The sequence below is a fragment of the bacterium genome, from assembly GCA_030649055.1.
Classification (GTDB): Bacteria; Patescibacteriota; Minisyncoccia; order UBA6257; family JAUSGH01; genus JAUSGH01.
In genome coordinates this window covers 57,081-83,029 of the sequence record JAUSGH010000003.1, presented here as the reverse complement: position 1 = coordinate 83,029, position 25,949 = coordinate 57,081, and the positions used below count along the sequence as shown (strand labels likewise).

The 25,949-nt window shown below is 53.4% G+C and carries 28 protein-coding genes and 2 tRNA genes; 27 read left to right on the top strand and 3 right to left on the bottom strand.

What is annotated here, in order from left to right; all coding sequences use genetic code 11:
* The 7 genes from ruvB to Q7R85_01205 form a co-directional block, all read left to right on the top strand.
* Positions 1-700, top strand: a 700-nt coding sequence (gene ruvB / locus Q7R85_01235) for a Holliday junction branch migration DNA helicase RuvB (GenBank protein ID MDO8584727.1), incomplete at its 5' end; no start/stop codon positions are given.
* 147 nt (positions 701-847) lie between these two features.
* Complete coding sequence (locus Q7R85_01230) at positions 848-1,075, top strand: hypothetical protein (GenBank protein ID MDO8584726.1); 228 nt, start codon at positions 848-850, stop codon at positions 1,073-1,075.
* A 122-nt stretch (positions 1,076-1,197) separates the two neighbouring features.
* Positions 1,198-1,392 (top strand): hypothetical protein, encoded by a 195-nt coding sequence (locus tag Q7R85_01225; GenBank protein MDO8584725.1) that lies wholly within the window; start codon positions 1,198-1,200, stop codon positions 1,390-1,392.
* A 173-nt stretch (positions 1,393-1,565) separates the two neighbouring features.
* Complete coding sequence (locus tag Q7R85_01220) at positions 1,566-2,453, top strand: 5'-3' exonuclease H3TH domain-containing protein (protein MDO8584724.1); 888 nt, start codon at positions 1,566-1,568, stop codon at positions 2,451-2,453.
* 88 nt (positions 2,454-2,541) lie between these two features.
* Positions 2,542-3,873, top strand: coding sequence for a DNA polymerase (locus Q7R85_01215; GenBank protein MDO8584723.1), 1,332 nt, complete (start codon positions 2,542-2,544; stop codon positions 3,871-3,873).
* Positions 3,874-3,961: 88 nt separating this feature from the next.
* Positions 3,962-5,134, top strand: coding sequence for an ATP-binding protein (locus tag Q7R85_01210; protein MDO8584722.1), 1,173 nt, complete (start codon positions 3,962-3,964; stop codon positions 5,132-5,134).
* A gap of 96 nt (positions 5,135-5,230) precedes the next feature.
* A complete protein-coding gene (locus tag Q7R85_01205; GenBank protein ID MDO8584721.1) occupies positions 5,231-6,004 on the top strand; it encodes a hypothetical protein in 774 nt (257 codons plus the stop codon).
* Positions 6,005-6,142: 138 nt separating this feature from the next.
* Here the strand turns inward: Q7R85_01205 and rpsT are convergent, their stop codons facing one another.
* Both rpsT and Q7R85_01195 read right to left on the bottom strand, forming a co-directional pair.
* The gene (gene rpsT, locus Q7R85_01200; protein ID MDO8584720.1) at positions 6,143-6,412 is read right to left on the bottom strand and encodes a 30S ribosomal protein S20; all 270 of its coding nucleotides are present in this window, start codon (positions 6,410-6,412) and stop codon (positions 6,143-6,145) included.
* 371 nt (positions 6,413-6,783) lie between these two features.
* Positions 6,784-6,855, bottom strand: a tRNA-Val gene (locus Q7R85_01195).
* A 207-nt stretch (positions 6,856-7,062) separates the two neighbouring features.
* Between Q7R85_01195 and Q7R85_01190 the strand changes: the two genes are divergently transcribed.
* The 17 genes from Q7R85_01190 (at position 7,063) to Q7R85_01110 (ending at position 21,819) form a co-directional block, all read left to right on the top strand.
* Positions 7,063-7,536, top strand: coding sequence for a hypothetical protein (locus tag Q7R85_01190; protein MDO8584719.1), 474 nt, complete (start codon positions 7,063-7,065; stop codon positions 7,534-7,536).
* A 197-nt stretch (positions 7,537-7,733) separates the two neighbouring features.
* Complete coding sequence (locus Q7R85_01185) at positions 7,734-8,900, top strand: hypothetical protein (protein ID MDO8584718.1); 1,167 nt, start codon at positions 7,734-7,736, stop codon at positions 8,898-8,900.
* A 100-nt stretch (positions 8,901-9,000) separates the two neighbouring features.
* The gene (gene ruvA, locus Q7R85_01180) at positions 9,001-9,576 is read left to right on the top strand and encodes a Holliday junction branch migration protein RuvA (GenBank protein MDO8584717.1); all 576 of its coding nucleotides are present in this window, start codon (positions 9,001-9,003) and stop codon (positions 9,574-9,576) included.
* 4 nt (positions 9,577-9,580) lie between these two features.
* Complete coding sequence (gene murE, locus Q7R85_01175; protein MDO8584716.1) at positions 9,581-10,840, top strand: UDP-N-acetylmuramyl-tripeptide synthetase; 1,260 nt, start codon at positions 9,581-9,583, stop codon at positions 10,838-10,840.
* Between the two features lie 35 nt (positions 10,841-10,875).
* Positions 10,876-11,325 carry a hypothetical protein gene (locus tag Q7R85_01170; protein MDO8584715.1) on the top strand — a complete coding sequence of 150 codons (450 nt, stop codon included), beginning with the start codon at positions 10,876-10,878 and terminating at the stop codon, positions 11,323-11,325.
* Between the two features lie 72 nt (positions 11,326-11,397).
* A complete protein-coding gene (locus tag Q7R85_01165) occupies positions 11,398-12,747 on the top strand; it encodes an MBL fold metallo-hydrolase (GenBank protein ID MDO8584714.1) in 1,350 nt (449 codons plus the stop codon).
* Positions 12,748-12,893: 146 nt separating this feature from the next.
* Positions 12,894-13,493, top strand: a complete 600-nt coding sequence (locus tag Q7R85_01160) for an LOG family protein (protein ID MDO8584713.1) — start codon at positions 12,894-12,896, stop codon at positions 13,491-13,493.
* A 50-nt stretch (positions 13,494-13,543) separates the two neighbouring features.
* Positions 13,544-13,894, top strand: a complete 351-nt coding sequence (locus tag Q7R85_01155; GenBank protein MDO8584712.1) for a translation elongation factor-like protein — start codon at positions 13,544-13,546, stop codon at positions 13,892-13,894.
* A gap of 17 nt (positions 13,895-13,911) precedes the next feature.
* Entirely contained in the window at positions 13,912-14,391 is a 480-nt protein-coding gene (locus Q7R85_01150) for an MgtC/SapB family protein (protein ID MDO8584711.1), read from the top strand.
* Entirely contained in the window at positions 14,384-15,529 is a 1,146-nt protein-coding gene (locus Q7R85_01145) for an aromatic amino acid transport family protein (GenBank protein MDO8584710.1), read from the top strand. Before Q7R85_01150 ends, Q7R85_01145 begins: the two co-directional genes overlap by 8 nt.
* 13 nt (positions 15,530-15,542) lie before the next feature.
* Positions 15,543-16,085, top strand: coding sequence for a hypothetical protein (locus Q7R85_01140; protein ID MDO8584709.1), 543 nt, complete (start codon positions 15,543-15,545; stop codon positions 16,083-16,085).
* Positions 16,078-17,550, top strand: coding sequence for an O-antigen ligase family protein (locus Q7R85_01135; GenBank protein ID MDO8584708.1), 1,473 nt, complete (start codon positions 16,078-16,080; stop codon positions 17,548-17,550). Before Q7R85_01140 ends, Q7R85_01135 begins: the two co-directional genes overlap by 8 nt.
* Before the next feature lie 53 nt (positions 17,551-17,603).
* Entirely contained in the window at positions 17,604-17,858 is a 255-nt protein-coding gene (locus Q7R85_01130; protein ID MDO8584707.1) for a hypothetical protein, read from the top strand.
* Positions 17,859-17,946: 88 nt separating this feature from the next.
* Positions 17,947-18,018: transfer RNA gene (locus Q7R85_01125), tRNA-Arg, on the top strand.
* 219 nt (positions 18,019-18,237) lie between these two features.
* Entirely contained in the window at positions 18,238-19,809 is a 1,572-nt protein-coding gene (locus Q7R85_01120; protein ID MDO8584706.1) for an aldehyde dehydrogenase family protein, read from the top strand.
* Between the two features lie 119 nt (positions 19,810-19,928).
* Positions 19,929-20,162, top strand: coding sequence for a hypothetical protein (locus Q7R85_01115; protein ID MDO8584705.1), 234 nt, complete (start codon positions 19,929-19,931; stop codon positions 20,160-20,162).
* A 286-nt stretch (positions 20,163-20,448) separates the two neighbouring features.
* Complete coding sequence (locus tag Q7R85_01110; protein ID MDO8584704.1) at positions 20,449-21,819, top strand: endonuclease Q family protein; 1,371 nt, start codon at positions 20,449-20,451, stop codon at positions 21,817-21,819.
* A gap of 160 nt (positions 21,820-21,979) precedes the next feature.
* On the opposite strand, the gene Q7R85_01105 is transcribed toward Q7R85_01110, so the two are convergent.
* A complete protein-coding gene (locus Q7R85_01105) occupies positions 21,980-22,228 on the bottom strand; it encodes a hypothetical protein (protein MDO8584703.1) in 249 nt (82 codons plus the stop codon).
* 116 nt (positions 22,229-22,344) lie between these two features.
* Between Q7R85_01105 and Q7R85_01100 the strand changes: the two genes are divergently transcribed.
* Genes Q7R85_01100 through Q7R85_01090 form a run of 3 tightly spaced genes read left to right on the top strand, consistent with a single transcriptional unit; the run spans position 22,345 to position 25,839 of the window.
* Positions 22,345-22,689 carry a hypothetical protein gene (locus tag Q7R85_01100; protein ID MDO8584702.1) on the top strand — a complete coding sequence of 115 codons (345 nt, stop codon included), beginning with the start codon at positions 22,345-22,347 and terminating at the stop codon, positions 22,687-22,689.
* Positions 22,682-25,189 (top strand): ATP-dependent Clp protease ATP-binding subunit, encoded by a 2,508-nt coding sequence (locus Q7R85_01095; protein ID MDO8584701.1) that lies wholly within the window; start codon positions 22,682-22,684, stop codon positions 25,187-25,189. The genes Q7R85_01100 and Q7R85_01095 overlap by 8 nt, the downstream gene beginning before the upstream one ends.
* Before the next feature lie 5 nt (positions 25,190-25,194).
* Positions 25,195-25,839 (top strand): MFS transporter, encoded by a 645-nt coding sequence (locus Q7R85_01090; GenBank protein ID MDO8584700.1) that lies wholly within the window; start codon positions 25,195-25,197, stop codon positions 25,837-25,839.
* Positions 25,840-25,949: the final 110 nt, after the last annotated feature.

Here is a 25,949-nt window from a genome sequence, read left to right as displayed (position 1 = left end):
TATTCTGTTCATTGACGAAGTGCATCGGTTGAACCGGTTGATTGAAGAAGTGCTGTATCCTGCGATGGAAATGCGGAAACTGCACATGGTCATCGGCAAGGGGCCGGCGGCGCGGACGCTTTCCATTGATTTGCCGCCGTTTACATTGCTCGCGGCAACAACCAAACCGCATCTTATCTCTGGGCCATTACGCTCGCGGTTCGGGGCGACATTTAAACTAGATTACTATGAGCCGCAAGACATCGAAGCAATTATTAAGCGTTCTGCGTTGGTGTTGAAGCTTGACATAAAAAACGATGCCGTTGCGGCGCTTGCCGCTGCCTCGCGATTTACTCCGCGCGTCGCGAACCGTTTGTTGAAGCGCGTGCGCGATTACGCGTCGGTGAACGACATTGCTGTTATTACCGGAGAAGTTGCACAAAAAACGTTGGAGATGCTTGAAGTTGATCATTTGGGACTTGAACTTTTCGACCGGCACCTGCTTGAGGTCATTATCAAAAAGTTTGATGGTGGGCCGGTGGGCGTGAATACGCTTGCCGCCGCGCTCTCCGACGATCCCGCGATTATTGAAGACGTGTATGAGCCGTATCTTATGCGACTGAGTTTTTTGGCGCGAACACCATCCGGCCGCATGGCAACGCCGTTGGCGTATAAGCATTTGGGGCTTAAAATGCCGGAATTGAATGGAGGACTTTTATAGGTTGTCATTCTGAGCGAAGCGAAGAATCTCTCAGAGATCCTTCAAGACTCGCCTTCAGGATGACGTCGGCTTAGTTCTTGCGATCATCTCATTCTTGAGTTTCGCTTTAACGCCGCCATTGCGAGCGAAGCGAAGCAATCTTACATTATGATAAATGCTGGATATATTATACTCGCTTCTGCGCCGAAAAAGACGGCGAAAAAGACGACCGCAACCGTCGCGCAAAACGATTTGTTTGAAAAAAATTTTCCGCTGTTTCAGGCATCAGTCGCGCAAACATTTTCCGGCGATTTTTTTATGACGATGATCGGCGTTGCGGTGATACTTGCTGCCGCGGCGGTGTATGTTGTGCGCAGATCGGGCATAACCATTTAGCCGATCATGCCTTGCTGTTTGTGGGCAGAGTTGATACATTGTAACCAGCATTAGCCTAACAATCTTCCGGTGTGTTGCCGGCGGATTGGCGGATGAAGGATTGTTAGATAGAGGAGGATATCATGGCACAGCAGCGGTTTGTCGTCACTGGCGCGCAGCGGCGTTCGATCAACTCATGGCTGAAGACGATTGAGCGGCGGGTTGGCGGAAAGAAGAGCACGCTTGACCCCGAGGCAGTTCTCCGCGGTCTTTCGGGCTGCGTGCGGAATGCGACGCACTACACCGACGATGACCAGCTTCCCGACATGAATCCGTAATGAGGACAACTCATTGCGACATCATCGAACCAGCGGCGGGCCATGTGCCTTCCGCTGGTTTCCATTTTCAACATTCAATACTTTACATTATTGATACTCAACCAGAAGGAGGTATTATGTGTCAGCGAGAATTTTCATTGAGGCATTCTGATCGCAGTGTTATGATAAGGCATATGCAACAATCCCTCGGACCCAAAAAGCTTTTACTTATTGACGCGAACTCGCTCATTCATCGGTTTTTTCACGCGTTGCCGCCGCTTACGACACCGAAGGGCGATCCCATCGGCGCGATTTATGGATTGGCGCAGGTGTGTTTGAAGATTTTGCGGGACCTGCGGCCCACGCATATCGCCGCGGCGTTTGATAGGCCGGAGCCCACGTTTCGTGACGAGATGTTTAAGGCGTACAAAGCCCAGCGGCCGCCGACGGATAGCACGCTTATCCCACAACTCCAGCGCGCGCATGACTTGTTTGATAAGTTCAACATCAAAACATTTGAGCTACCGGGTTTTGAGGCGGATGACATTATCGCGACGCTCGCGGAAAAGTTTCGTGGCGAGCCGGATGTTACGGTTTCTATTTTTTCCGGCGATCGCGATTCGTTGCAATTAGTTGAAGGCGACAAAGTGATTGTGGAGTTTTTGATTAAAGGCATCACCGAAACCGTCCGGTTTAATGAAGCGGCGGTGAAAGAAAAGTTCGGGCTTGCGCCGAGCCAACTCAACGATTACAAGGCGTTTATCGGCGATGCCTCGGATAACATTCCCGGCGTGAAGGGTGTCGGCCCGAAAACCGCCCTGCCGCTTATTCTTGAATTCAAGACCGCCGAGGAGGTGTTTGAGAATCTCGCCATTATCCCCGAGAAGACTTCCAAAAAACTTGAGGGGCAGAAGGACATCGCGCTCTTGTCCAAAAAACTTTCCATTTTGGACCGGCACGCGCCGATTTACTTTGACTCGGTGGATGATCTTGTGTGGGCGCCGATTGATTTTGCGGAACTTGCGAAGTATTTCGCGGAACTTGGGTTCAGAAGTTTAGTGGATCGGATCGCGACGTTGTGAGTATGCTGTATTGAGTATAGAGAAGACAGTATGCAGCGGGTCGCGAGCCCATACTCACTTCTCAATACTAAATACTCAATACTTTTTTATGACTGAAGCAAAAAAAACTGAGATAGCAAAGTGGCTTTTGGATCCCGACGGGACGCAGTCTTTACCCCACGACCTTACAGTGCTGGAAGAAAAACTGCGGCATTATGGTTTATGGAAAATCTATGAGGAGCTTGAGCTGCCGCTTGCGCCAATTTTGGACGAGATGCGGAAGGTCGGCATCGCGGTTGATGTTGCGCTGCTCCAAACGCTTTCCAAAAAATTAGAAAAAGAACTGACCGCGCTTACTAAATCCATTTACGCGGATGCCGGAGGGCCGTTCAATATCAACTCGCCTAAGCAACTCTCTGCGGTGCTGTTTGAAAAATTGAGCATCAGCCCCCGCGGCATTCCGCGGCGGAGTACGGGCGCCTATTCTACCGATGCCGGAGCGCTCGAAACCATTCGTGAGCGGCACGCAATTGTTCCGGCGATCCTGAAGTATCGTGAACTGTTTAAGGTGCAATCAACTTACGTTGCTCCGCTGCTGGAGCTTGGGGCGACGTCAAAGGACCACCGGATTCACGCGACACTGCTCCAGACCTCAACCGCAACCGGGCGGCTTTCTTCGGAAAATCCGAATTTGCAGAACATTCCCACGGGCACGGACATCGCGAAGGAACTTCGCGTCGCCTTTGTTGCTTCACCCGGCACCACATTACTCTCCTTGGATTACTCGCAGATTGAGCTACGGGTTATGGCATCGGTCTCCGGCGATTCGAAGATGATAGAGGCATTCAAAAACAACGAAGACATCCATAAAATTACCGCGGCGAGCGTGCTGGGCATCGCGCCTGATAAGGTTTCAAAGGAGGAGCGGCAAATGGCGAAGACGCTGAACTTCGGCATCATCTACGGCATGGGGCCGCAGGCGTTCGCGCGGCAAAGCGGGTTGAGCTATATCGAGGCCGAAGAATTCATCACCCAATACTTTCGGAATTTCTCCGGAATTCAACAGTGGCAGGAGCGCACGATTATGAAGGCCCGCGAAACCGGTTATGTGGAAAATTTGAATGGCCGCAAACGCTGGGTGCCGAACATTATTTCACCGAATCAGCGATCCGCTTCCGAAGCGCGGCGCGCGGCGATCAATATGCCTATCCAGAGTTTGGCGGCGGATATGCTCAAAATGGCGATGATCGCGGTGCGACGCGTATTTCCGGACATTCCGCTTATTCTTTCCATTCACGACGAATTGGTGTTTGAAGTCCCCGATGGTATGCTGAAAAAAGCGGCAACCGAGCTGCGTCGGATTATGGAGTCGGTGTATCAGCTGTCGGTGCCGGTGAAGGTTGACGCGGCAAGCGGAAAGAACTGGGCAGCAATTAGTTAGCGCGTTGTCATTCTGAGTCCCGCAACGCGGGGCGAAGAATCTCCGAGAGATCCTTCGGGCTTCACCCTCAGGATGACGTGTCAAATAAATGTCTTTCTTCGATTTCTTAAAACCAAAATCCTCCTCCGGTGTTTCCGAGGGCGCGGAAATTACTTCTATGTCTGACGCGTGGCTCCGGAGCGTCATTTCGGAGCTTTCCGATGCCGTCATCGCATATGACGAGAATTTTAATGTGCTCATTTTTAATAAAGCCGCCGAGCGCGTGTTCGGCGTTTCAGCGGAAGCCGTAGCCGGTATCAAGCTTGGGTTGGAGCTTGCGAGCGATGCCAAGCTCAAACGCCTGGTTCAGGTAGTGTTTCCGTCGCTTGCCCCGACGGTCATCGCGCGTTCCGAGACTGGTGCCTATCCACAAGTTGCCGATATCCAATTTGATGACGCGTTGCTTCGCGTGACGACGAACCGCATCACCGACGCCTCGGGCAAGACGCAAGGGTTTACGAAAGTCATCCGCGATCGTACGCGCGAGGCGGAAATTTTAAAATCAAAAAGTGAATTCATCACTGTTGCGGCGCATCAGCTCCGGACGCCTTTGACCGCCGTCGGCTGGGTGTTTCAAGGGCTCAAAAAAGACGTCGCGCTCAATGCTGATTCAAAAATGCTCGTTGATACGGGCGATCTCGCGTCGCAAAAACTGCTCCAGATTGTGAATGACCTCTTGGACGTCGCGAAGATGGAAGGCGGGAAGTTCGGGTATGAGTTTCAGAGCAGTGATCTTGTCGCGTTTCTTGACGGGGTGCTGCAAGGGGCGAAACCGCTGGCAAAGACCTACGGCGTTGAATTGTTTTTTGACGCGCCGAAAGACCCGATCCCGTTGGACTTTGATGCGCAGAAGCTTAGCGTCGCCGTGTCCAACCTGATTGATAACGCCATTAAATATAACGTGCCGAATGGCACGGTGACGTTGGGTGTTCAGCAGTTGCCTGATAAGCCGTACGCGCTCGTGACCATCAAAGACACCGGCGTCGGTGTTCCGCCCGAGGCATTGCAAAAACTGTTTACGAAATTTTTCCGCGCCGAGAATGTACAGAAGTTTTCCACCGAAGGGTCGGGACTGGGCTTGTATCTTACTAAAAACATCATCAACCGGCATGGTGGGCAGATTTGGGTGGAGTCGGAGCTAAGTCGCGGCACGACGTTTTCGTTCACGCTTCCGACAGATCCGTCGCTGATTCCGAAGAAGGAAGTGATTGAAGAAGAATAAGTGAGTATCGTGTATTAAGTATTCAGAAGACAGTATGGGGGGCACTTTCCGGGAGCCCATACTTACTTCTCAATACTAGATACTCAATACATATCCATGATTATTTTATTGTACGGCTCTGACACCTATCGGCAGGGAATATACGAAAAAAGTATGCGTGATGCGTACGCCGCGAAGCATTCTGCGTTCGCGGTGTATGAGTTTGATGGCGCGAGCGAGGAGGGACTCCAAGGGCTCCGCGATATCTGTGCCGCGCAGTCGTTGTTCGCTCCGTTGAAACTTGTCGCCCTGCACAATCTTTTTCCGATTCCCGAAGGACAAGAAAAACAGTACAAAAAGTTTTTTGAAGGGTTAGTGGAGCGCGCCGACATTGTCGTGATGATTGTCGCGAACGACGCGCCGCCGAAGGCATTCGCGTTTCTTCTTCAACAAGCAAAACCCGCGAAAGAATTTCCGGCGCCGATTGGGCCGGCGTTTGAACGGTTTATTCGCGAGGAGGCGGGACGGTGCGGCGCGCGCTTAACGCCGACATTACTCCGAGACCTCGGTCGGGCATTTGCGGGGGACACGTGGGGAGTGGTTGCCGAATTGCAAAAAATCGCCTCCGGCGGCACCTACGCGGCTGAGGCGTATCAACAAACGCAGAATTTTTTTGGCGCGCTGATGGAGCTCCAGCACAGCGCCCCATCTCGCGCCTTGCCGCTTCTGGAGCGGCTGCTTACAAATGACGACGAAGCAAAGCTTTTTAATGTGTTAGCATCGCGTGTCTCGCCGAGCGCAAAAATGCGTTTTGCCGACTATGACATCGCGATAAAGTCCGGAAAAATGGATTACGCGCTGGCACTGACGGACTATGTGCTGGGGCAATAAAACATATAAGCAATGAAGCATAGAAACAAAGAAGCAAGAGAACAATAAAGCAAACGAAGCATCAAAGCAAGAAAGCAAAGAAGAAAAACAAAATCCGCGGTAAACGCGGATTTTGTTTGCTTACATGTTCCATTGTTTCTATGCTTTATTTCCTGTTGCGAGGAGTCGTGCGGTATGGGATTTCAACCGCCCCGCTGTATTCTTGTGAATAACCCCTGTTTTCGCCGCTTTATCAATCTTCTGGTACGCCTCGTGGAGCGCCGCGGCTGCCGCATCCATTTGCTTAGCGGCAACGAGTTTTTGCACTTTTTTAATCGCGTCTTTAAACGCCTCTTTTTTGGCGACGTTTTGTTCGTGGCGTTTTTTGCTCTGGCGCAGTGCCTTTTTCGCGGATGATGTGATTGGCATAATTCTTATTCGCTGAGCTTGTCGAAGCGATACCTTTACTAATAGCTTATAGCGTATAGGACGGCGGGACGAAAGTCAACAACTTATGTGCGTATTTCGTTTGTGCGCGGTAAGGGAGTCGAACCCCCGGGCCGCAAGCGGCACCTTTTCGGATTTACTATTTTAGAATTCACCGGCCTTTGCTGCCTGCCCCGTTAGAAATCTTGGTGCGCGGTAAGGGAATCGAACTGCTCGCTGCGACCTTCGGTCGGCTGCGCTCACGAACCCAGCGGTTCGTGTACTCCGCCACAGGGAAACTCCCGTTTCCCCGACCCCCTTCCCGTCCGACTCCCTCACAAACGAAAAATCCCTATGTCGGGATATTTCGTTTGTGCGCGCTGAGGGAGTCGGACCCCCGACCTTTGCTGTGTAAAAGCACTGCTCTACCGCTGAGCTAAGCGCGCGTATTTTCTAACGGGGTGAATGCCAGCACTGCTCTACCGCTGCCTGCCCGCCATAGGTTGCCTGAGGTGACCGAAGGAGGGAGCTAAGCGCGTATGATGTAATCGTATCACAGCGTACCACGGCAGCGGGGAACTTGCAAATTCTATTTTGGTATGGTATAATTGCGGAAGTACTGGTTAGGATCTCGATTTACGAAAGAGGTTATCGTGGCAGGGAATACAACCGTTGTACTTCGGAGGGATGCAAACGTTTCATCCTCACAAGCGGCGGAACATGAGCGGGTGCTTCGGCATTTGCTTCTCTGTGGCACCATCCGTGAAGCGAGGAGTTACGCGGAGGATTGCGGTGTTCTCGCAATGCTCGGGATGCTTATTCGGCGCGAAAGGACGGCAATTGCCGTGCTTGCGCGGGAGGCGCTGCGGTACCCCGGCGTGCTCACGGAACTGCGCGAGAGTATCACAACGGCGTATTCGGATGAGTGCGCGGCGTCCCGGATTGTGGCGCTGTTCGCTCAGCTTGCGAGCGCGGAGCGTGAGTTTGGCTTACAGCGCGTGATCCATGAGATGATGCGCGATGCCGCGACGCGTGAGCCGGAAGGCAGCCGGATGCGGTTCGTCGCTGCGGAGTTCTACAAGTGGCTTCGCGCCGTGAAGGACCGGGCCCGTATCGCGAATACGTAGAGTGGTTACTTGTGCCCCCGGGCCCGCATAGCGGAACCCGGGGCACATCTTTTTATATGAAATAAGTGATTTTGGAGCTATTGACAAAGTGATATATTTAGTGCTATAATGTTGCCAGAACGTGTTGACCTCTGTGTGGAGGTTGGCGCATCTAAAATCGGTAGGTTTTGATTCGGTTTCCATTCGGAGGAATGACCATGGGGAAGACCAATCGGCACGGTGAGCAGAGCAAGGATGGCAAGCGCAAGAAGGGCGAGAATGCCCCTGCGCACGTTCCCCACCCGGAGCTCGGGAGTTCGCAGCGGCTCTCTCCGGAGGAGAAGACGCTGCGGAGTCTGCTCGTGACGAACGTCGTCGAGGCTATCACGCTCTGTGCCGCGGACCCGAGCTACAACGAGGTGATCGGGAGGTTGGCGACGGAGCAGTCGCGGATCGGGGAGCGGGCCCGCGTGGCACAGCTCTTCCCCGCGATGGAGGCTGAGCTCCTCGAGTACCTGAAGTGCGGCAGCGTGGACAACGAGCAGTCGTTGGATGCGCTCGTTACGCGGTTCGTGGCGGACACCATGGAGAGCGTTGCGCTCCATCAGGCGCTCGACCGGTGCGCGCGTTCCACGTTGCCTGTGGTGCGTGAGCGGGCCAATCAGCTCCGCGCCGTACTCTCTATCCCCGGTAGGATGGAGGAGGCGAAGGGGTTGCTCGGTGGCGAGGATGGCTTCGCAGCCATCGTTGCCGTGGCCAGGTTCGCCGGACGCGATCCGATGAACAGCGTGGCGATTGAGAAGATCGCTACGTTGGAGATCGGGGAGCTTCAGCGCCGCGCTTGCGTGGCGCTGATCTACCCGAGCGCGATGAGCCACCTCCGTGGGCGGATGGAGGAGGCGAGGCGTGGCCTCGGGGATGCCCTGGACCTCGTGGGCAACATCAAGAACGCCGGCGAGTCTCCGGAAGGGCTCGCGTTGCGGGTTGCCTTTAAGGCCGCCTGCAACAACCCCGACAACAAGTACGCACGTTACCTCTGCGGCATCATGAACGATCCGCTGAGGCACGAGTTCTTCTCCAAGTTCCACAACAGTGGCGCGGAGAGCGTCGCCGAGTGGATGAAGAACCTTGGCGCCGAGGAGCGTAAGGGGATGGAGTTCGCCATGACGGTGTACATGAGGGATGGCGCGGAGAATGCGATCTCCGCCACCGCCTTCAAGGTGTACGCCGCCATCCATCCTCCGGCGAAGGAGCGTGCGACGGCAAGCGCCGTTGTCGCGACTGTGCCGGTGGTGAAGAAGGAGCAGGTTGCTCCGGCGCCCGCTGCCGCGCAGCAGGCGAACCCTCGGGAGGTCATGGATCGGATGATCTGCTCCATGGTCTAGTCTCACGTTCGACGCATATACACCCCACAAACGGCGGAGCCGCTTGTGGGGTGTTTCAATTTATATGCGTGTATTCGTATCAGGTATATACTAAAAAGTAATGATCCAAACACTTTCCGGCGTACTTGCCTCAAAACGCGACCAATCGATCGTGGTTGAAGTCGGCGGCGTTGGGTTTAAAGTGATGGTCGCGAAAAATGTCATGTCAAAACTTCCCGCCATCGGCGAGGCGGTGAAACTTTTTACTTATCTGCACGTACGCGAGGACATCCTGGCGCTCTTCGGATTTTTAAATGAAAACGAACTTGCATTGTTTGAACAGCTGAACACCATTTCCGGCATTGGCCCCAAGTCGGCGTTGGGCATCATGGGCATTGCTTCCGTTGACCAGATTGCCGCGGCAATCAACGAGGGGAAAACAGAATTGCTGACACGCGTTTCCGGCGTCGGAAAGAAAACCGCCGAGCGCGTGGTGCTGGAGCTTAAAGGCAAGGTTGTGATGCTTGGGTCCGGCGCCTACGTGGAGCAGATGGAATCCGATGCGGACTTGGAAGAAGCGTTAGTGAGTTTGGGGTACAGCAAACAGCAGGCGCGCGCGGCGATTGCGAAGATTGATCCGACGACCGTTGGGCTTTCCGCGCGGCTTAAAGAAACATTGCGTCGGATAAAGGCGTAAATATATGGTTACGCCACTCAAGCGCGCATTTCATTTCGCTATCGCTTGGTTTTCGGCGATCTTTTATCGTTTCCCATCGCGGAAACTTTACGTGTTGGGCGTGACGGGCACAAAGGGCAAGTCAACGGTGTTGGAGCTTATCAACGCTATACTGGTCGCCGCCGGAAAGAAAACGGCGCTGATGAGTTCGGTGCGGATTAAGGTTGGCGATGAGAGTGAAAAAAACACAACTTCCATGACCATGCCGGGGTTGGGATTTGCGCAGCGATTTTTGCGCCGCGCGGCGAACGCGGGCTGCGACTATGCGCTTATTGAGGTGACCTCGCAGGGCATCCTTCAATATCGCCACCGGTTTGTGGATTTTGACGCGGCGTTGGTTACTAACTTGCACCCTGAGCACATTGAGGCGCATGGCAGCTTTGAGCGTTACCGCGCCGCTAAAGTACAGTTTTTTTATGATGTCGCGCACCGGTCAGTGAAACCGAACAAAAGTTTTTTCATCAACGAGCGGCTGGATGGCAAAGAGTATTTTGAAAAAGCCGCGAACGGTTCCGGCAAGGTATTGTTTTTCCACCGCGAGGATTTTATTTACAATGAACTTTCCGCTCGTTATCGTCTTGACTCGCGCGACGCGAAAAAAATGATTTCCAGTTGGTTGCAGAATGATTTCAACTTGGAAAACGTCGCCGCCGCGGTGGCGTTTGCGCGCGCCTTGGATATTCCGACCGAGGTGATTTTTAAAACATTAGAAACGTTTCAGGGCGTGCAGGGGCGCATGGAGTACGTTGCGCGCCAGCCGTTCGTGGTGGTCGTTGATTATGCGCATACACCGGATTCATTGGAGGCCGTGTACCGCGCGCTCTCAGGTGACGGCGCGCAAAAACTCATTTGCGTGCTAGGTGCCGCCGGGGGAGGGCGGGACGCGTGGAAGCGGAGCGCCATGGGTGCCATTGCCGCGCGGTATTGCAAAATGATTTATCTTACGAACGAAGATCCGTACGATGAGCCGCCACTCGCGATCGTTGAACAAATTGAGCGCGGCATTTGGGAGGAGCGTGGGAGAACGCCTGCCGCGGAAACGGATTATGAATTAGTGCTTGACCGGCGCGAAGCTATCCGACGCGCGCTCCATATTGCAAAGAAGGGCGACGTTGTGATTATGACAGGGAAAGGCAGCGAGCCGTGGATGCACCTCGCGCGCGGGAAAAAGATTCCGTGGAGCGAGCGGGGAGTGGTGGAGGAGATTCTGCGCGCTGATTGTTGACGCGTGATTATAACTGGGAGTAGCATGAAAGTAGTTTGAATTTCTTTGTCGGAGACACGACGATGCCGGTACTTCTGAAGATGGCGTTCGGGTGCGGGGTAGGGGTTCTCGTGCTGACGCTCATCGGTTTCTGGTGTGCCCACCGCGGGTGGGAGTACGCAACGCGCCTCATCGCGGTCGTCGTCATTGTGGCGCTCGGCGTATTCATGCGAGTGACCTACTCGGCGGCTTCGGCGGATACCCTCGGGCATCCGCTGACGAAGTCCAACGTCAAGCTTGGCGTGGTCTACGACATCGTCGGCGGCATGGACCTCGACTACCCCGCGTCCGGTCTCCGGACGTATGTCGTCATCCGCGAGCGTTACGGAGACCCGAAGGACGTGCGACTCTTTGAATATCCGGGGCGTCCTGTCGGCCACGCATTCACGGTGGAGAAGGACAGCCACGGCATTCCCGAAGTGCGCTACGCGCCGGATGGGCACTAGCGGCGCTACTCTACGATGTTCACCTCCCCATGCCTTATGGCACGGGGAGGTGGATTGTTTTATACTCAATATATGAAAATCACTTTTTACGGCGGCGTTGGCGCGGTGACCGGCGCGAATTACCTTGTGGAGTCCGGCGGCACGAAAATTTTGGTTGACTGCGGCATGCACCAAGGCAGCAACTTCTGCGAGAAACACAATTTTGAGCCGTTTAAGTATGATCCGAAAAGCATCAGCGCGGTCTTTGTGACACACGCGCACATTGACCACATCGGACGTCTGCCGAAACTGTATCGCGATGGTTTCCGCGGAACGGTCTATTCCACGCCTCCGACAAAAGATTTTTCTGAGCTTATGTTGATTGATTCCGAGCATATCATTACTGAGGAAGCGAAGAAGCTTAAAAAAGAGCCGATTTACGATATTGCGGCAGTGAATGATGTGGTTGGGGCGTGGAAAGGCGTTGAATACCACGCGCCGGTTCGCGTCGGACCTTTTACGGTGACGCTGTATAACGCGGGTCATATTTTGGGCTCCAGCATTATTTCGGTTTCGGCCGAAGGGAAGACCGTGCTTTTCTCGGGAGACTTGGGCAATTCACCTGCCCCGATTATCGGTGAGAAAGAATATTTTACCGAGGCGGACGCGGTGGTGATTGAGTCCACTTATGGCGACCGTTTGCATGAACCCTCCGCGACGCGTAAGGAGGCGTTGGAGGATGCAATTGAAGATGTGGTGCGGTCTAAAGGCGTGTTGATGATCCCGTCGTTTGCTATGGAGCGCACACAGGAACTGCTTTTTGAAATGAACAGCTTGGTTGAACAGGGGCGAATTCCGCGCGTGCCGATCTTCGTTGATAGCCCGTTGGCCATCAAGCTCACCACGATTTATAAAAAATATGAAATGTACTTTGACGCGGCGACGCGCGCGATGATCGGAAGAGGCGACGCTATCTTTAATTTTCCCGGCCTGCAGACTACACTGACTACCGAAGAATCAAAAGCGATTAACGAGGTACTGCCACCGAAGGTGATTATCGCCGGGTCGGGTATGTCCAACGGCGGACGTATTTTGCATCACGAGTCCCGGTATCTGCAGGATCCGCAAAGTACGATTCTTTTTGTCGGTTATCAGTCCGTGGGTACGCTTGGACGCATGATTTTGGATGGCGCGAAGGAAGTGAAGATTTTTAAGGAAAATGTTCAGGTGCGCTGCAAGGTGCGTTCTATTCCGGCGTATTCCGCGCACGCGGACCAAACACAGCTCCTTGCGTGGATTTCGCCGATGCGCGAGAGTGTAAAGAAAGTGTTCATCGTGCAGGGCGAAGGCGAGGCCTCTAGCGTGCTGGCGCAAAAGATGAGAGACGAACTCGCGGTTGGCGCCGTCGTGCCCACTCAGGATGAAACGTGTGATATAATTTAAAAATAGCGAATAACTAATAGTGAAGAGTGAAAAGTTAATGTAATCCTTCGACAAGCTCAGGATATAAAATTATTCGCTGAGTGAAATCGAAGCGGTACAATACTCATTCGTGTATTCGTATCATATTCGTACATTTGTAAAATTTTATGAAGAATAATAAATTTACCAACAAGCCGAGGTATAAGATTTGCATCTCCGGAGCCGCGGAAACGGGGCATTGCGCTGTTGACGCGTTGGAAAAAGCCGAAGAGATCGGGCGTGAAGTCGCTAGGCGGGGCATGGTGCTTGTGACGGGCGCCACCATCGGTATTCCTTATTGGGCGGCCAAAGGTGCGAAGAGCGAAGGCGGGACCGTCATCGGTCTTTCGCCGGCGGTGTCTGAAGCCGCGCATTTAAAAACGTACCGGTTGCCGATTGATTATCACGACCTCATCATCTATACCGGATTTGACTATTCCGGACGTAACCTCCTGCTTACGCGTTCGGCAGATGCCATTATCACGGTGTGCGGCCGCATGGGAACGCTGAACGAGTTTACGATTGGTTTTGAAGATAATAAGCCCATGGGTGTGTTAGAGGGAAGCGGCGGTACGGCGGATTATTTGAGAGATATTTTGGAGAAGTCGCATCGCGGCATGGGCAAGGTGGTGTTTTCCAAAGATCCAAAGGAGCTGCTGGGCCTCGTGGTGAAAGCGATTGATGAAGGGAAGGGGAATCACTATGGCGAGAGTCATGTGCGGGGGTAGGCAGCGCGCGGGCATTTAAATATTTAAAGGTTTAAAGTGACACGAAAAACATGAAAATAAAAAAGAAAAAAATTAAAAAGCCGGCGAAGAAGGCCGTGAAGAAATCAGTAAAGAAAACAGTGAAGAAGGCCGTTAAAAAAGCGGCTCCGAAAAAGCAGAAGCCTATCGGTGTTGTGACGCATTATTACGGCGGCATTGAAGTCGGCATCATCAAGTGCGCTGGGGTGATCAACGCCGGCGCCAATGTGCAGTTTAAGGGTGCGACGACGGATTTCACGCAAACGCTTGATTCCATGGAGTATGACCGGAAGCCGATTGCCGCGACGAAAAAAGGTCAGGAGGTCGGCGTGAAAGTAAAGGATCGCGTGCGTGAAGGCGATATGGTTTACGCGGCGGAGTAATTTATTACGGGCGCGCTATGCAATTTTTTGTTGACTTTTTGGGGAGTGAAGACGCGGTGCTTATATTCCGGCTTACGCTTGCTGTGTTTTTGGGAACGCTCATCGGCTTGGAACGCGAGATGGCGCATAAGCACGCCGGCGTGCGTACGCACGCGCTTGTGGCGCTGGGGTCCGCGCTTTTTACTGTGATTTCAAGCGAGGCGGCTCCCGGAGTTTTTGGAGTTGATCCGACGCGCATCGCTGCGCAAGTTGTTACCGGAATCGGTTTCATGGGAGCCGGGCTTATTGTGTTCAACGATTCGCGTGTCCGAGGACTCACCACTGCCGCCGGACTTTGGGCTGCTGCCGCTATCGGTATGGCGGTCGGATTCGGCCTTTATGTGGTTGCCATATTCGCGACATTCCTTGCGCTTTTTGTGCTTGTCGGTTTTTGGTTCACCAGCAAGAAGCTTTTCGGGCGTTCAATACATCAGTCCTCATACGGTTCTCATGATTGACGCGATGCGTCGCGCGTATCGCCGCTTTCTCCTTCCGGTCGGCATCCTCTCCGGCGCCATCATCGGTGCGGGAGTTTTTTCGTTGCCGTATGTCTTGCATCCATTCGGTACGGTTGTCGCCGGCCTCTACCTTGGTCTGCTTGGGTTAGTGTTTGCAACGGTGCATTTGTTGTATGCGGATCTTCTGCTGCGCACACCGGGTAGCCCTAACTTTGTCGGCGTGGCGCGGTATTATCTTGGGACGCCGGGGCTGTGGCTCACGTTTGTTACCGGCGTGCTCCAGACATTTCTCGTGCTTCTCGTGTATCTGGTGCTCGCGCAGAGCTTTGTTTCGTTGGTAGTGCCTTCGGCCGCGCCGGCATCCGGGGTGTTTGCGTTCTGGTTTTTCGGATCGCTCGCGATATTTTTGAGCGTGCGGCGTTTCGCGGCGGTTGAATTTTTTATTACCGGCGGCATTGTGGCGATTTTCGGATTCGTATTTTGGCTTGGACTTTCTTCGGCCGCGCCGCTCATTACCTACGGCGGCGCGCCGTTGCCGCTTGGCGTAGCGCTTCTTGCCATCGGCCCCGTACTTTTTTCGCTTTCCGGCCGCGTCGCAGTCGCGGAAATTATTACGTATTTCCGGCGCGATGTCGCGGCGACTTCGGACATCCGCCGCTCGGTGGTCGCCGGTACCCTCTTACCTGCCTTCTGTTATTTTCTTTTTGTCGTCGCGGTGTGGGCGCTTTCACCTGTTGTTTCCGCGGATGCGGTTTCGGGGTTGCGTGGTGTTGTTTCAAGCGGAACGCTTGTTGTTATCGGAATTTTAGGACTGCTTTCGCTTTGGAGCTCATACATTATTGTTGGGTTGAATGTGAAAAATATTTTGCGCGACGACCTGCGTTTTCCTGCCTGGGTTGCCGGCGCGTTTGTTGTTGTCCTGCCGCCGGCATTATACGCGTTTGGTTTTACGAATTTTCTCGCGCTCATCGGATTTATCGGCAGCACTTTTTTAGCGGTGGAGGGCGCGCTTATTATTTATTTGTGGCAGCGCGCCAACCGCGAAAATGCGCCGGTGCTTCTGCTACGACTTTCATGGTGCGCGCTTCTGCCGCTGTACATTATCTTTGCGCTCGCGCTAGTTAGCGTTTTTATGTAATAATTAAAGCAATATGGCTTACAACTCAAATCAACCGAAAAAATCTTATCAGCAAGTTCCGAAGCTTTCTCGGGCAGCGCAGGCGGAGTTCGGGGCGGGAAAAAAGGGGCTGATTATTTGCAAAAATTGCGGCGCGGTATATTTCAAAAAGCATTGGCATCACAGTTTGGATCGGCTGAATAACCCCGAAGCCGCGGGTTTGGCGAAAAACAATGCGGCAGTCGCGTTCGCAAAATGCCCCGCGTGCACGATGATTGCGAACAAACGGTATGAAGGACGCATTGTTATCAAGGGTGTTCCGGAAAAATCCAGAACAGCGCTTGAGGAATTAATCCGCGGGTATGGTGACCGCGCGTATGACCGCGACCCGATGGATCGGCTGATTGCCGTCGTAACGGAGGGTAGTAAGTGGACGGTCACTGCTACCGAAAATCAGCTCGTGAATAAATTGGCACGTAAGATTAAAGACGAATTTCATAAAGTGAAACTGACGCATAGGTTCGCGGGCGAGCCGAGCGTGGTGGAAGAGGTGACGGTGGAGTTTCCGCATGACTAGCGCTTTTTTGTACATTTTACTTTTTGCGCTGCCATTTGGCACGCGCAAACTTTTGTTTCAGTTTACGCCGGGGTTTCATGAGTACGAGGCGGCGTTTTTGTATGCGAGTGACATTTTACTTGTGGCTTTTTTGGTTGTGGCGGCGCATGCGTATATCCAAGAAAACAAGAAAGCAAGAAAACAAGAAAGCAAGGCAGATTTATTCCCTGAGCGAAGTCGAAGGGTTACATTATCACTTTTCGTTCTGCTCGCGGGCGTTTCCGTGTTTTTTGCGCCGGACAAGTTGCTTGCATCGTATGCTTTTGCGCGGCTCACGTTAGCAGTGGCATTTGCGGTTGCGGTTGCGTATGTGTTTCGTCGGGGAATTGTCTGTTTCGATACTATCTGTACGGTTATTGCTGCGTCCGCGGTGTTTCAGTCGCTCATCGCTTTCGCGCAATTTGCTCGGCAGGGAAGCTCGGACTTGTGGTTGTTGGGTGAGCCCGCGCTTTCGGCGCACGCGCCCGGTATCGCGAAGTTCGCTGTCGCGGGCGGAAAAATTCTTCGCGCGTATGGCACGTTTCCGCATCCGAATGTGCTCGGGGCGTTTTTGGTGCTGGGACTGATAAGCTTGTGTTATCTTTGGCTACGAAAACAGGAACCGAACGTCATCGCGAAGAGTGAAGCGACGAAGCAACCTTACGATAATGTGAGATTGCTTCGCCTTGCTCGCAATGACGACTTTTTTGTTGCCGGAATATTCATCGTTCTCCTCGGGCTTGTTCTGACTTTTTCCCGCACCGCGTGGCTTGTGGCGATCATCGCTTCAATTGCTTTATTGCTGTATTGCTTCGCGCGCAGCGAGCTCCGTCGCCGCGCATTATTGCTTCTCGTCGTTCTAGTGGCTAGTGGCTATACCCTAGTGGCTATCTTACGCCCCTTCGTTTTTCCTCGCGCGCGCATTAGCACGACCGAGCCCTCGGTGGTAGCGCGGTTGGAGTACAATACACTCGGCCTTTCCCTCGTCCGCGAACATCCTCTTGGCGTCGGTGTCGGGAATCAGGTGCTTTATTCCGTGCGCAACGGATTGTATCAAAAAGTGGGAATGACCAAGGCGTGGCAGTGGGAGCCGGTACATAATATTTACTTACTCATGGCGTCGGAGATAGGTATAGTTGGAGCTGTAGCGCTCGTAGCCTTTCTTGTTTCGCTATTTTTAAATTCTAAATCCCAAGCACGAAATCCTAAACAATATCAAAATCCAAATGACCAAAATCGGAAACCGTTTTATATTTTGAGTTTTAGAAATTTGAATTTGTTTAGGATTTGGGATTTAGAACTTAGTATTTCAGCAATAATGCTCGTCGCATTATTACTGCTTGGCCTCACTGACCACTTTTTGTGGACACTTCAGCCGGGTCGGTTGATGCTGTGGTTTGTTATCGGCATTGCGTGGGGAGTTGCAAAATCTTCTAAAAAGGACTAGATTTCAGATAGTTGCTCTGCTTGGCAAAACTCCATTTACGGAGGTGTAGCTCAATGACTCCGCAAGCCGTTGTCACCGCATCGCTGCACCGCATGGAATGTGTGGGTTGCAAGCGGACATTCTTGACGCAGCTGCGCAATGTGACGTTTCATCGCAGCGCGGACAAGCTGAAGGTATGGTTTGAGGCGGCGTGCCTCCATTGCGGCGCCGCAAATCCGTTGAACCGTGAAGAGGCGAAGCAGTCGGTGGACGCCGAAGTGCTGAAGCGCGCATTCGAGAAGTACCACTGGGAGAGTCCGACCGTGTAGGAGATCCGCCCGCAGAACATGTCTGTTCTGCGGGCGCGCCTTTTTAAGTGGATATTTTTGCTTTTTGATGATATGGTGTTGGTGCAAAGCGCCCATAGTTCAACGGATAGAATGCATCCCTCCGAAGGATGAGATTGAGGTTCGATTCCTCATGGGCGCACACATGCAGAAACCCGCCATATGGCGGGTTTCTGCATGTGTGCGAGGAATCGAACCGCGGGTCGCAAGCTCCGACGAGGAGCTGAAGATTTCAAACTTCAGCTGAAGTTTGAGGCGATTCCTCATGGGCGCACAAAAATCTTAGTATTTATTGACTTGGCGGTGGCGTGTTGGTAGTGTGTGTGCAGCTCTTCTGATTCTCTGTTAAGGAGTGCCGGTGATGGAAAGGGCGGATTATGCCAATCTCAAGGTGACCGAGGCAGATCACGCGGAGATTGACGAGGCGATTCGGGCGGTCTTGTGGGGCGCGAAAACCGGGCCTCAGAAGCCGGGGTGTCTCGAAGACCGCAATCCTGCGAATCCGAACGCGGTCATCGCGCGGTGGCCGCAGTCGGTTTCCGGCTGGCGATACGTTTCCGAATTGTTCGTGAGCGCCGCGGTTGCGCAACAGACGTGGCGGGGAGTGCCGTTCCGTGAACGCATCGCCGTCATGCGGCAGTGGGCGGCGAACATTGAGGCGCAGCTCGCTAAGTTCATCGCGTTGATGATGGTGGAGGCGGGGAAGACCCGTGGTGAGGCAAAGGCTGAGGCATGCGAAGCTGTTGACCTCATCCGTTACTACTGCAATCTCTACGAAGAGGCGGGCGGCTACACGGTGACGCTCAAAACGAGCGTGGGAGCGAAGGCAAATACGATGGTGATGCGCCCGATGGGTGTGTTTGCCGTCATCGCGCCGTTCAACTTCCCGATGGCACTCTCGGTTGGCATGTGCACCGGAGCGCTTCTCACGGGCAATGCGGTGGTGTTCAAGCCTTCGCTGGATGCGCCGCTCACGGGAACGCGCTTGCATCAGGCGTTTATTGACGCGTGTGAGCATATGAACAACGTATCTCTCGGCCGGGACGTGTTTGCCTGCGTGATTGCGTCCGATCGTGACTTTGAATGCGGCATGCGTGAGAGTCGGGGATACATTTCCGGGCTTGCGTTTACCGGATCAAAAAAGGTCGGTTCCCATCTGAAGTGGGCACTTGATCATTCTGAGCCTGCGCCGAAGATTGTCGCAGAGCTTGGCGGGAAAAACAGCTGTATCGTGACACCGAGCGCCTCATCTCTCGAGGCGATGGGGCGCGGCGTCGCGCGTTCGGCGTTCAGCTACTCCGGGCAGAAATGCAGCGCATGCTCGGTACTCATCGTCCACGAGTCGCTGAAGGAAAAAACAATTGCCTCGGTGGTCAAAGCGGCCGAGGAGGAGTTCGTGATGGGTGATCCGCGCGAACATGACGTGACACTTGGGCCGCTCATCAATGAGAGGGCGTACGGGCGTTACCTCGGTGTTCGTGATGAGCTCATGAAGAGCGGCGCGGACGTGATTGTCCCGGTAATCCGGAAAAAGTCACATGCGCCGGGCGGTTACTTTGCCGAGCCGGTCATCGTTTCCGGTTTGCCTGCAAATCATCGGCTCCACTACGAGGAACTGTTCATGCCGGTGCTGTGTGTTCGGACGTATGCGAGAGGCATTCGCGAAGCGGTGGAAATCGCAAACTCCACCGAGTACGGACTTACCGCAGGGCTTTTCAGTTTCGATAGTGGGGAAGTGGCGCACTTCCTGGAAAACATAGATGCGGGCGTGCTCTATGTGAACCGCGAGGCGGGTGCTACGACCGGCGCCTGGCCCGGCGAACAGCCTTTTGCCGGATGGAAAAATTCCGGCATCGTGTCTCAGTTCGGCGTGTGCGGCCCGAACTACCTCCTGAATTTTGTGCGGGGACAGAGCCGCACAATCTACGCGTAAGTTCCGATACCCCCGAACGCTTGAAGCGATCGGGGGTATTCTCTTGTGTTTTTTCTCCTAATTTTGCATACTTCTGGTAGAAACTCCCTCTACGATTTCTTCCTTTCGGAGGGTCTGTAGTGAAAAAGAGAAAGAAGGGCTTGTCGCGTCCGAGGCGGCGAGCGAAGAAAGGCATCGGCATCGGCACGCACGATGAGGTGCGCTGTGTGCGAGAGCATCCCGATGGGCAGTCGCAGTACCGTTGTCGTGCATGCCCCGCGGTCGGGACAAAAGGCGAACTTCGCAAGATTCCATGCCCGCATCCTAGGAAGGTCCGTCCGTGTGATATCGGCGACGTCGCCGAGCGGAACTAGGGAGGCGAGTTATGAGCGAGCCGAAGGATGTTGTGTGCCCCTCGTGCCATAAGCGCGCCGATGAAGCGACGAGAATCGACAAGCCCGTACGGCGTCTCGCGGCGCGCTGTCAGCACTTCCTACAGATCCACTACCCGAACTTCTCGGTTTCGTGGTGCCCGGACTGTGCCGCGCAGCATAACGAATGCTGTTTGTGCGGCGAGCCGTTGCCGCGGCAGTGATAAAGAGGCGGTCGCCAATAGCGACCGCCTCTTCCCATTTTAGAGATAGGTTGTAGCATAAACACATGCGCATCGTTGCCGATTTACACATTCACTCCAAGTATTCCCGCGCGGTGTCGTCGATGATGCTTCCTGAAACGCTTGACGCATGGGCGGACGACAAGGGCATCACGGTCATGGGGACGGGGGATTTTACGCATCCGTTGTGGCTTAAAGAGTTGAAGCAGAAACTTGAGCCAGCGGAGCCGGGACTTTTTGCGTTAAAAAAACAATTCAAACAAAAGACGCTGAAGGGGACGCTGGCGACCGCGACGCGATTCCTGTTCACCGCTGAAATTTCGTGTATTTACTCGCGCGCCGGCAGGACGCGGCGGGTGCACCACCTCATTTTCGCTCCGGACTTTGCCACGGTTGAAAAAATAAATACCGTGCTGGGGCGCATCGGTAATCTGAAATCCGACGGACGTCCGATAATCGGCATTGATTCCGAGGACTTATTAAAAATTGTGCTTGAATGTAGCCCTTCGACGGGCTCAGGGCATAACGGCGCAGTACTTGTGCCCGCGCATATCTGGACCCCGTGGTTTTCCGTGTTCGGCTCCATGTCGGGGTTTGATTCATTGGACGAATGTTTTGGCGACTACGCAAAGCATATTTTTGCCGTTGAAACAGGGTTGTCGTCCGACCCGCCGATGAACTGGAGATTGTCTTCTTTGGATAACGTTGCCTTGATCTCCAACTCCGATTCGCACAGCTTACAGCGCATCGGGCGCGAGGCGAATGTGTTTGATTGTGCGTTGTCATACGGCGGTATTATAGGAGCAATTAAAAACGGAATCCCGTCAGCGCCCCGTCATCCTGATCCGCCAGCGGGCGGAGAAGGATCTCGCGCGCGTCGGGAGATTCTTCGCTCCGCTCAGAATGACATAGGGGGTAAGTTTCTCGGCACCATTGAATTTTTTCCGGAAGAGGGACGTTACCACTACGATGGGCATCGGTTATGCGGCATTGCTTGGACTCCAGAGCAAACAAAAAAACATAAGGGAATCTGTACGAAATGCGGGCAGAAAGTAACGGTCGGGGTTTTGCATCGCGTTGCGGGGCTTGCCGACCGAAAGGATGGGTATCGCGACGCACGCCGTCCGCCATATTGGAGCGCGGTGCCGCTGGATGAAGTCATCGGCGAAGCGCTGAATGTTGGTCCAAAGAGTAAAGCCGTACAGAAGGAATATCAAAAACTTATCATTGCGCTTGGGTCAGAATTGGTTGTGAGTTTAGATGCGTCGCCCACGCAGATCGCCGCCGCGACGCGGCCGGAAATTGCCGAAGGCATTGAACGTATGCGCGCCGGCAAAGTTTCCATCACTCCGGGTTATGACGGTGAATACGGTGTCGTCAAGATGTTCAACGTTAAGGATCGCAAACGGCACGGGTGACAACCCCAAGCACTTTTTCGTCTATGTCCAAATGTTGACGTTTTTATAGCTTATGCACCAGAAACGTCAACATTTTGTATGGGAAAAAGGGCGGGGGTAGGCATTATTTTAAAAATGAGAGCGCCCGTCACTCGCGTGAGTGCCGGGCGCTTCGTGCTTGCTAGTCGGTGCCGTCGCCGTATGCTATCAGCTTCAAACAGCGAATCCACTCACGGAGCGTCGCGTTCGACGGCCGATGATGGATGTTGTGCTCCCCCCCACCGTAGCAGTAGATTAGCATCTCGGTGTCCCCGGCGGTGAACTCCTTGAGCGACACCCCCTTGCACATCTTCGTGAGTTTCCGGAGCTGATCCGTGAGCGTGTCGTACTCGAGTTCTTCGCTAGTTTGCGTCCCATCGTGGCAGCCCATGTTCATCTCCTTTTGTTGGGCGACCGAAAACTATCCATAGCATAATCAATATTGTCCAATCACGCAAGTTGCGCGTGCCAGTGGCTCACCGTTCATGCCTCGTCTATACTGAAAGTATGGTTCAGGCGGTTATCTATCTTGTGCGACGGTTTTTTTATCGTATCTGGCGGTTTCTCGTCAACTGGTATGTCGGGGGTTATTTTGCCATCGGCGGAAAATTTTTGAATATCTTGGAATATCTTGATCAAACGCTTGCGTTGCGTATTACGCTGCGCTACTTTTTCCAGCCGTTGTACCGCGACTACTCGTTTATCGGCTACATGATCGGCATTCCCGTGCGCGCGGTGCGGACCGGCGTCGGATTTATTGCGTATGGCGCGGTGATTGCGGTAGGGGCCGCGGCATATCTCGCGTGGGCGGCAATTCCGCTTTATTTTTTGCGTCTTATGATATATGGATAACACGACACAGCGGTTTTATTTTTCCGATCCGCGACTTGCGATGGGCGAAGCCGGCAGGTTTTTGGTCCGGTTTATTTCCTTCTCCGCGTATGGCATCGGCGTTGCCGGAACGATTGCGTTGTTGCTCTCGGATGTGCCGCGCTTGAATGGTCTCGGTTACCTTGCGGCGCTTTTCTTCGCCGACCGACTGCTCCATTACGGACAGGCTGAGCGGCAATTTATCCGCATCCCTAAAGGACGCGTAAATATTGCGGACTATATCGCCCCGGCGTCGTTCGGTGTTTTGGAATCCGCCCTGCGACGAGTCAGCGTTTTTTCCGGGCATTTTTATTTGCTCATGTTTCAGCAATTGCTGTTGCGGAAGGATATCCGCGCGGCAGTTTCGCGTATGGATATTTCCGCGGACGAGCTTGCCGCAAAAGTTGACGAGTGGATAAAGAAAAAATCTCTGGCGGTTCGTGAGGAGACGGCAGCGCTTCAATTGGAGGCGCTCGCGCGAGAGGCGTTTATTGTGGCGCTCCGGAACGAAAGCTTTGACGTTACTCCGAGAGATCTTTTCGCGGCATTAGGCGCCATTCCCGACACCGAGCTTAAAAATCTGCTTGACCTTTTCAATGTCGCGCCAGCTGACTTTGAACACGCGGCGATTTTCAGCCGGTTCCACCGCGCGTTTGCCCGTTTGCGTCGCATGCCAGCGACCTTAACCGGCCTCGCGCACGGGCCATACAATGTGCGGCATCGCGTGATGAATCGCGCCTGGACTGCCAGGCCAACGCCGATGCTTGATAGCTACAGCGAAGATTTAACCGACCTCGCGCGTTTGGAGCAGGTAGGGTTTCTCGTTGGCCACAAGAATGAATATGAGCAAATGGTGGACGTGCTCTCGCGCCCGACGCATTCGAACGTGCTCTTAATTGGCGAGCCGGGCGTTGGGAAGTCCACTATGATTGCGCATCTGGCGTTTGAAATGGCAAAAGACCGCGTGCCGGCACCGCTTTTTGACAAGCGGCTGGTGTCGCTGGACATCGGGCGGCTCACTGCGGGCGCCGATCCCGCAACGCTCCGCGCGCGGGTGCAGAGGATTATTGATGAGGTCATACGGGCGGGAAACGTGGTGTTGCTCATTGAAGACATTCACAACCTCGTGAAAACGTCCGGCGCCGAAGGCATGAATATCGCCGACATTCTTATTCCCGCAATTCAAGGCGACGCATTTTCGGCAATCGGAGTGACATATCCCAAAGAGTTTAAGCAATACATTGAACCGCAAAGCGGATTTTCATCATCATTTGAACATGTCCGCGTCGCGGAAATCAGCGAAGACGACGCGACAAAAATTTTGGCGTACCAATCCATTCTTTTTGAGCGGCAGTATCGCGCGGTCATCAGCTTTGGCGCGATCAAAAAAGCGGTCAGCGTCGCGCACCGCTATCTGCGCCAGCGACCGCTGCCATCAAGCGCCGAAGGGCTGCTCAAAGAGGCGATTGCGGATGCATCACAACGCGGGGACAAACTTGTGAACGCCGAGGATGTCGTTGCGGTTGCCGAGCGGAAGATTAACGTGCCGCTTCATGCCGCGGGTGAAAAAGAGTCGGAGCAGTTGTTGAATCTTGAGGAGCTCATTCATAAAAAACTTGTGGATCAGGAGGAGGCCGTGACGGCGGTGTCGCGCGCGCTTCGCGAATACCGCAGCGGCTTGTCGCGTAAAGGCGGTCCCATCGCCACATTCCTTTTTGTGGGACCGACCGGTGTCGGTAAAACCGAGTTGTCAAAGATCCTCACAAAAATCCAATTCGGCTCATCTGAGGCAATGGTGCGCTTTGATATGACGGAGTATCAGGACAAACAGAGTTTCTTTCGGTTTATCGGATCTCCTGACGGCGCGGTTTCAGGGGCATTAACCGACGCGATTTTGCAAAAGCCGTTCAGCTTGGTGCTGCTCGATGAGTTTGAGAAGGCGCATCCGGACATTTTGAATTTGTTTTTGCAGGTGTTTGACGATGGCCGCTTGACCGACAATTTGAGCCGCACCGTGGATTTCCAGAATACCATCATCATCGCAACCTCTAATGCGCATTCGGAGTTTATTAAAACATCGCTGGAGGCGGGACAACATATTAACGATATCACCGTGGAGCTCAAGAAAAAACTCACCGACTACTTCCGTCCGGAGCTTTTAAACAGATTTTCTGGTATTATTGTGTTTAAGACGCTGTCGCCGGATGATATTAAGAAAATTGCAGCTTTTAATCTTGCGGATCTCGTCGCAACCATCAAAGAAGCGCAAGCGATTGATGTGCGGTTTACTGATGCGGCGGTTTCGGAAATCGCGCGGCAGGGCTATGATCCGGTGTTCGGCGCGCGTCCATTGCGTGGCGTCATCTCCAACAAATTGCGCAGTGTGTTTGCCGAAAAAATTCTTCGGAAAGAAATCGTGAGAGGGCAAACGGTCACGGTTGACGCGAAGGACGGGGAGTTTACATTTCACGCGCCAGTGTAGGCCTTATGCGGTTTGGTCTTTCCTTTAATTTCAACATCAGCAGGTTCATCAAGCGCTTTATTCTTGCCGATGTATTTTTGTGGGCGGGTTGGGGTTTTTTGGACCCGATATTTTCGGTGTTCATTGTGCGAAATATCGCGGGAGCGACGCTGGTCACCGTGGGTATCGCGGTGGCGATTTATTGGATATTTAAATCGGTACTGCAAATACCTATTGCGTTGTTTCTTGATAAGACGGATGGGGAACGGGATGATTTTTACGCGTTGATTCTTTCTCTTATTGTTATTGGCGTTTCAGCATTCGGATTTTCCTTGGCGACGAGTGTATGGCACGTTTATGCCGTGCAACTGCTGAAGGCAGTCGGGTTCGCGCTCTATGTGCCGTCATTCTCGTCACTCTTCGCCGGACATTTGGACAAAAAACATCGCTCATTGGATTACGCGCTGGATAGTACCGCCGTCGGTTTTGCCGTGGGTACCACGGGATTGATTGGGGGCATCATGGCAACGTGGATCGGCTATAGCTCGGTGTTTATTTTCGCGGGTATTTTCGCGTTACTTTCCGCGGCGTTGTTATTGAGCGTCCCGAATCTTGTATTGCCACCTTCACGCCGAGGAGCTGTCGCACCGATTTTGAAGGATCGCGAGTAAACGACGGTGGAGTAGACGAGCTTCTTTAGTCTGCGAGCTTTTTAGCTTCATTAGCGGGGAAGTACTTGTGGATGTAACTACGCCAGCGTCCTAATAAAGCTGTCCAAGCC

Coding starts and splice junctions, on each gene's coding strand:
- Q7R85_01230 (MDO8584726.1), top strand. CDS start 848: ATGATAAATGCTGGATATATTATACTCGCTTCTGCGCCGAAAAAGACG.
- Q7R85_01225 (MDO8584725.1), top strand. CDS start 1,198: ATGGCACAGCAGCGGTTTGTCGTCACTGGCGCGCAGCGGCGTTCGATC.
- Q7R85_01220 (MDO8584724.1), top strand. CDS start 1,566: ATGCAACAATCCCTCGGACCCAAAAAGCTTTTACTTATTGACGCGAAC.
- Q7R85_01215 (MDO8584723.1), top strand. CDS start 2,542: ATGACTGAAGCAAAAAAAACTGAGATAGCAAAGTGGCTTTTGGATCCC.
- Q7R85_01210 (MDO8584722.1), top strand. CDS start 3,962: ATGTCTTTCTTCGATTTCTTAAAACCAAAATCCTCCTCCGGTGTTTCC.
- Q7R85_01205 (MDO8584721.1), top strand. CDS start 5,231: ATGATTATTTTATTGTACGGCTCTGACACCTATCGGCAGGGAATATAC.
- rpsT (MDO8584720.1), bottom strand. CDS start 6,412: ATGCCAATCACATCATCCGCGAAAAAGGCACTGCGCCAGAGCAAAAAA.
- Q7R85_01185 (MDO8584718.1), top strand. CDS start 7,734: ATGGGGAAGACCAATCGGCACGGTGAGCAGAGCAAGGATGGCAAGCGC.
- ruvA (MDO8584717.1), top strand. CDS start 9,001: ATGATCCAAACACTTTCCGGCGTACTTGCCTCAAAACGCGACCAATCG.
- murE (MDO8584716.1), top strand. CDS start 9,581: ATGGTTACGCCACTCAAGCGCGCATTTCATTTCGCTATCGCTTGGTTT.
- Q7R85_01165 (MDO8584714.1), top strand. CDS start 11,398: ATGAAAATCACTTTTTACGGCGGCGTTGGCGCGGTGACCGGCGCGAAT.
- Q7R85_01160 (MDO8584713.1), top strand. CDS start 12,894: ATGAAGAATAATAAATTTACCAACAAGCCGAGGTATAAGATTTGCATC.
- Q7R85_01155 (MDO8584712.1), top strand. CDS start 13,544: ATGAAAATAAAAAAGAAAAAAATTAAAAAGCCGGCGAAGAAGGCCGTG.
- Q7R85_01150 (MDO8584711.1), top strand. CDS start 13,912: ATGCAATTTTTTGTTGACTTTTTGGGGAGTGAAGACGCGGTGCTTATA.
- Q7R85_01145 (MDO8584710.1), top strand. CDS start 14,384: ATGATTGACGCGATGCGTCGCGCGTATCGCCGCTTTCTCCTTCCGGTC.
- Q7R85_01140 (MDO8584709.1), top strand. CDS start 15,543: ATGGCTTACAACTCAAATCAACCGAAAAAATCTTATCAGCAAGTTCCG.
- Q7R85_01135 (MDO8584708.1), top strand. CDS start 16,078: ATGACTAGCGCTTTTTTGTACATTTTACTTTTTGCGCTGCCATTTGGC.
- Q7R85_01130 (MDO8584707.1), top strand. CDS start 17,604: ATGACTCCGCAAGCCGTTGTCACCGCATCGCTGCACCGCATGGAATGT.
- Q7R85_01120 (MDO8584706.1), top strand. CDS start 18,238: ATGGAAAGGGCGGATTATGCCAATCTCAAGGTGACCGAGGCAGATCAC.
- Q7R85_01110 (MDO8584704.1), top strand. CDS start 20,449: ATGCGCATCGTTGCCGATTTACACATTCACTCCAAGTATTCCCGCGCG.
- Q7R85_01105 (MDO8584703.1), bottom strand. CDS start 22,228: ATGGGCTGCCACGATGGGACGCAAACTAGCGAAGAACTCGAGTACGAC.
- Q7R85_01100 (MDO8584702.1), top strand. CDS start 22,345: ATGGTTCAGGCGGTTATCTATCTTGTGCGACGGTTTTTTTATCGTATC.
- Q7R85_01095 (MDO8584701.1), top strand. CDS start 22,682: ATGGATAACACGACACAGCGGTTTTATTTTTCCGATCCGCGACTTGCG.
- Q7R85_01090 (MDO8584700.1), top strand. CDS start 25,195: ATGCGGTTTGGTCTTTCCTTTAATTTCAACATCAGCAGGTTCATCAAG.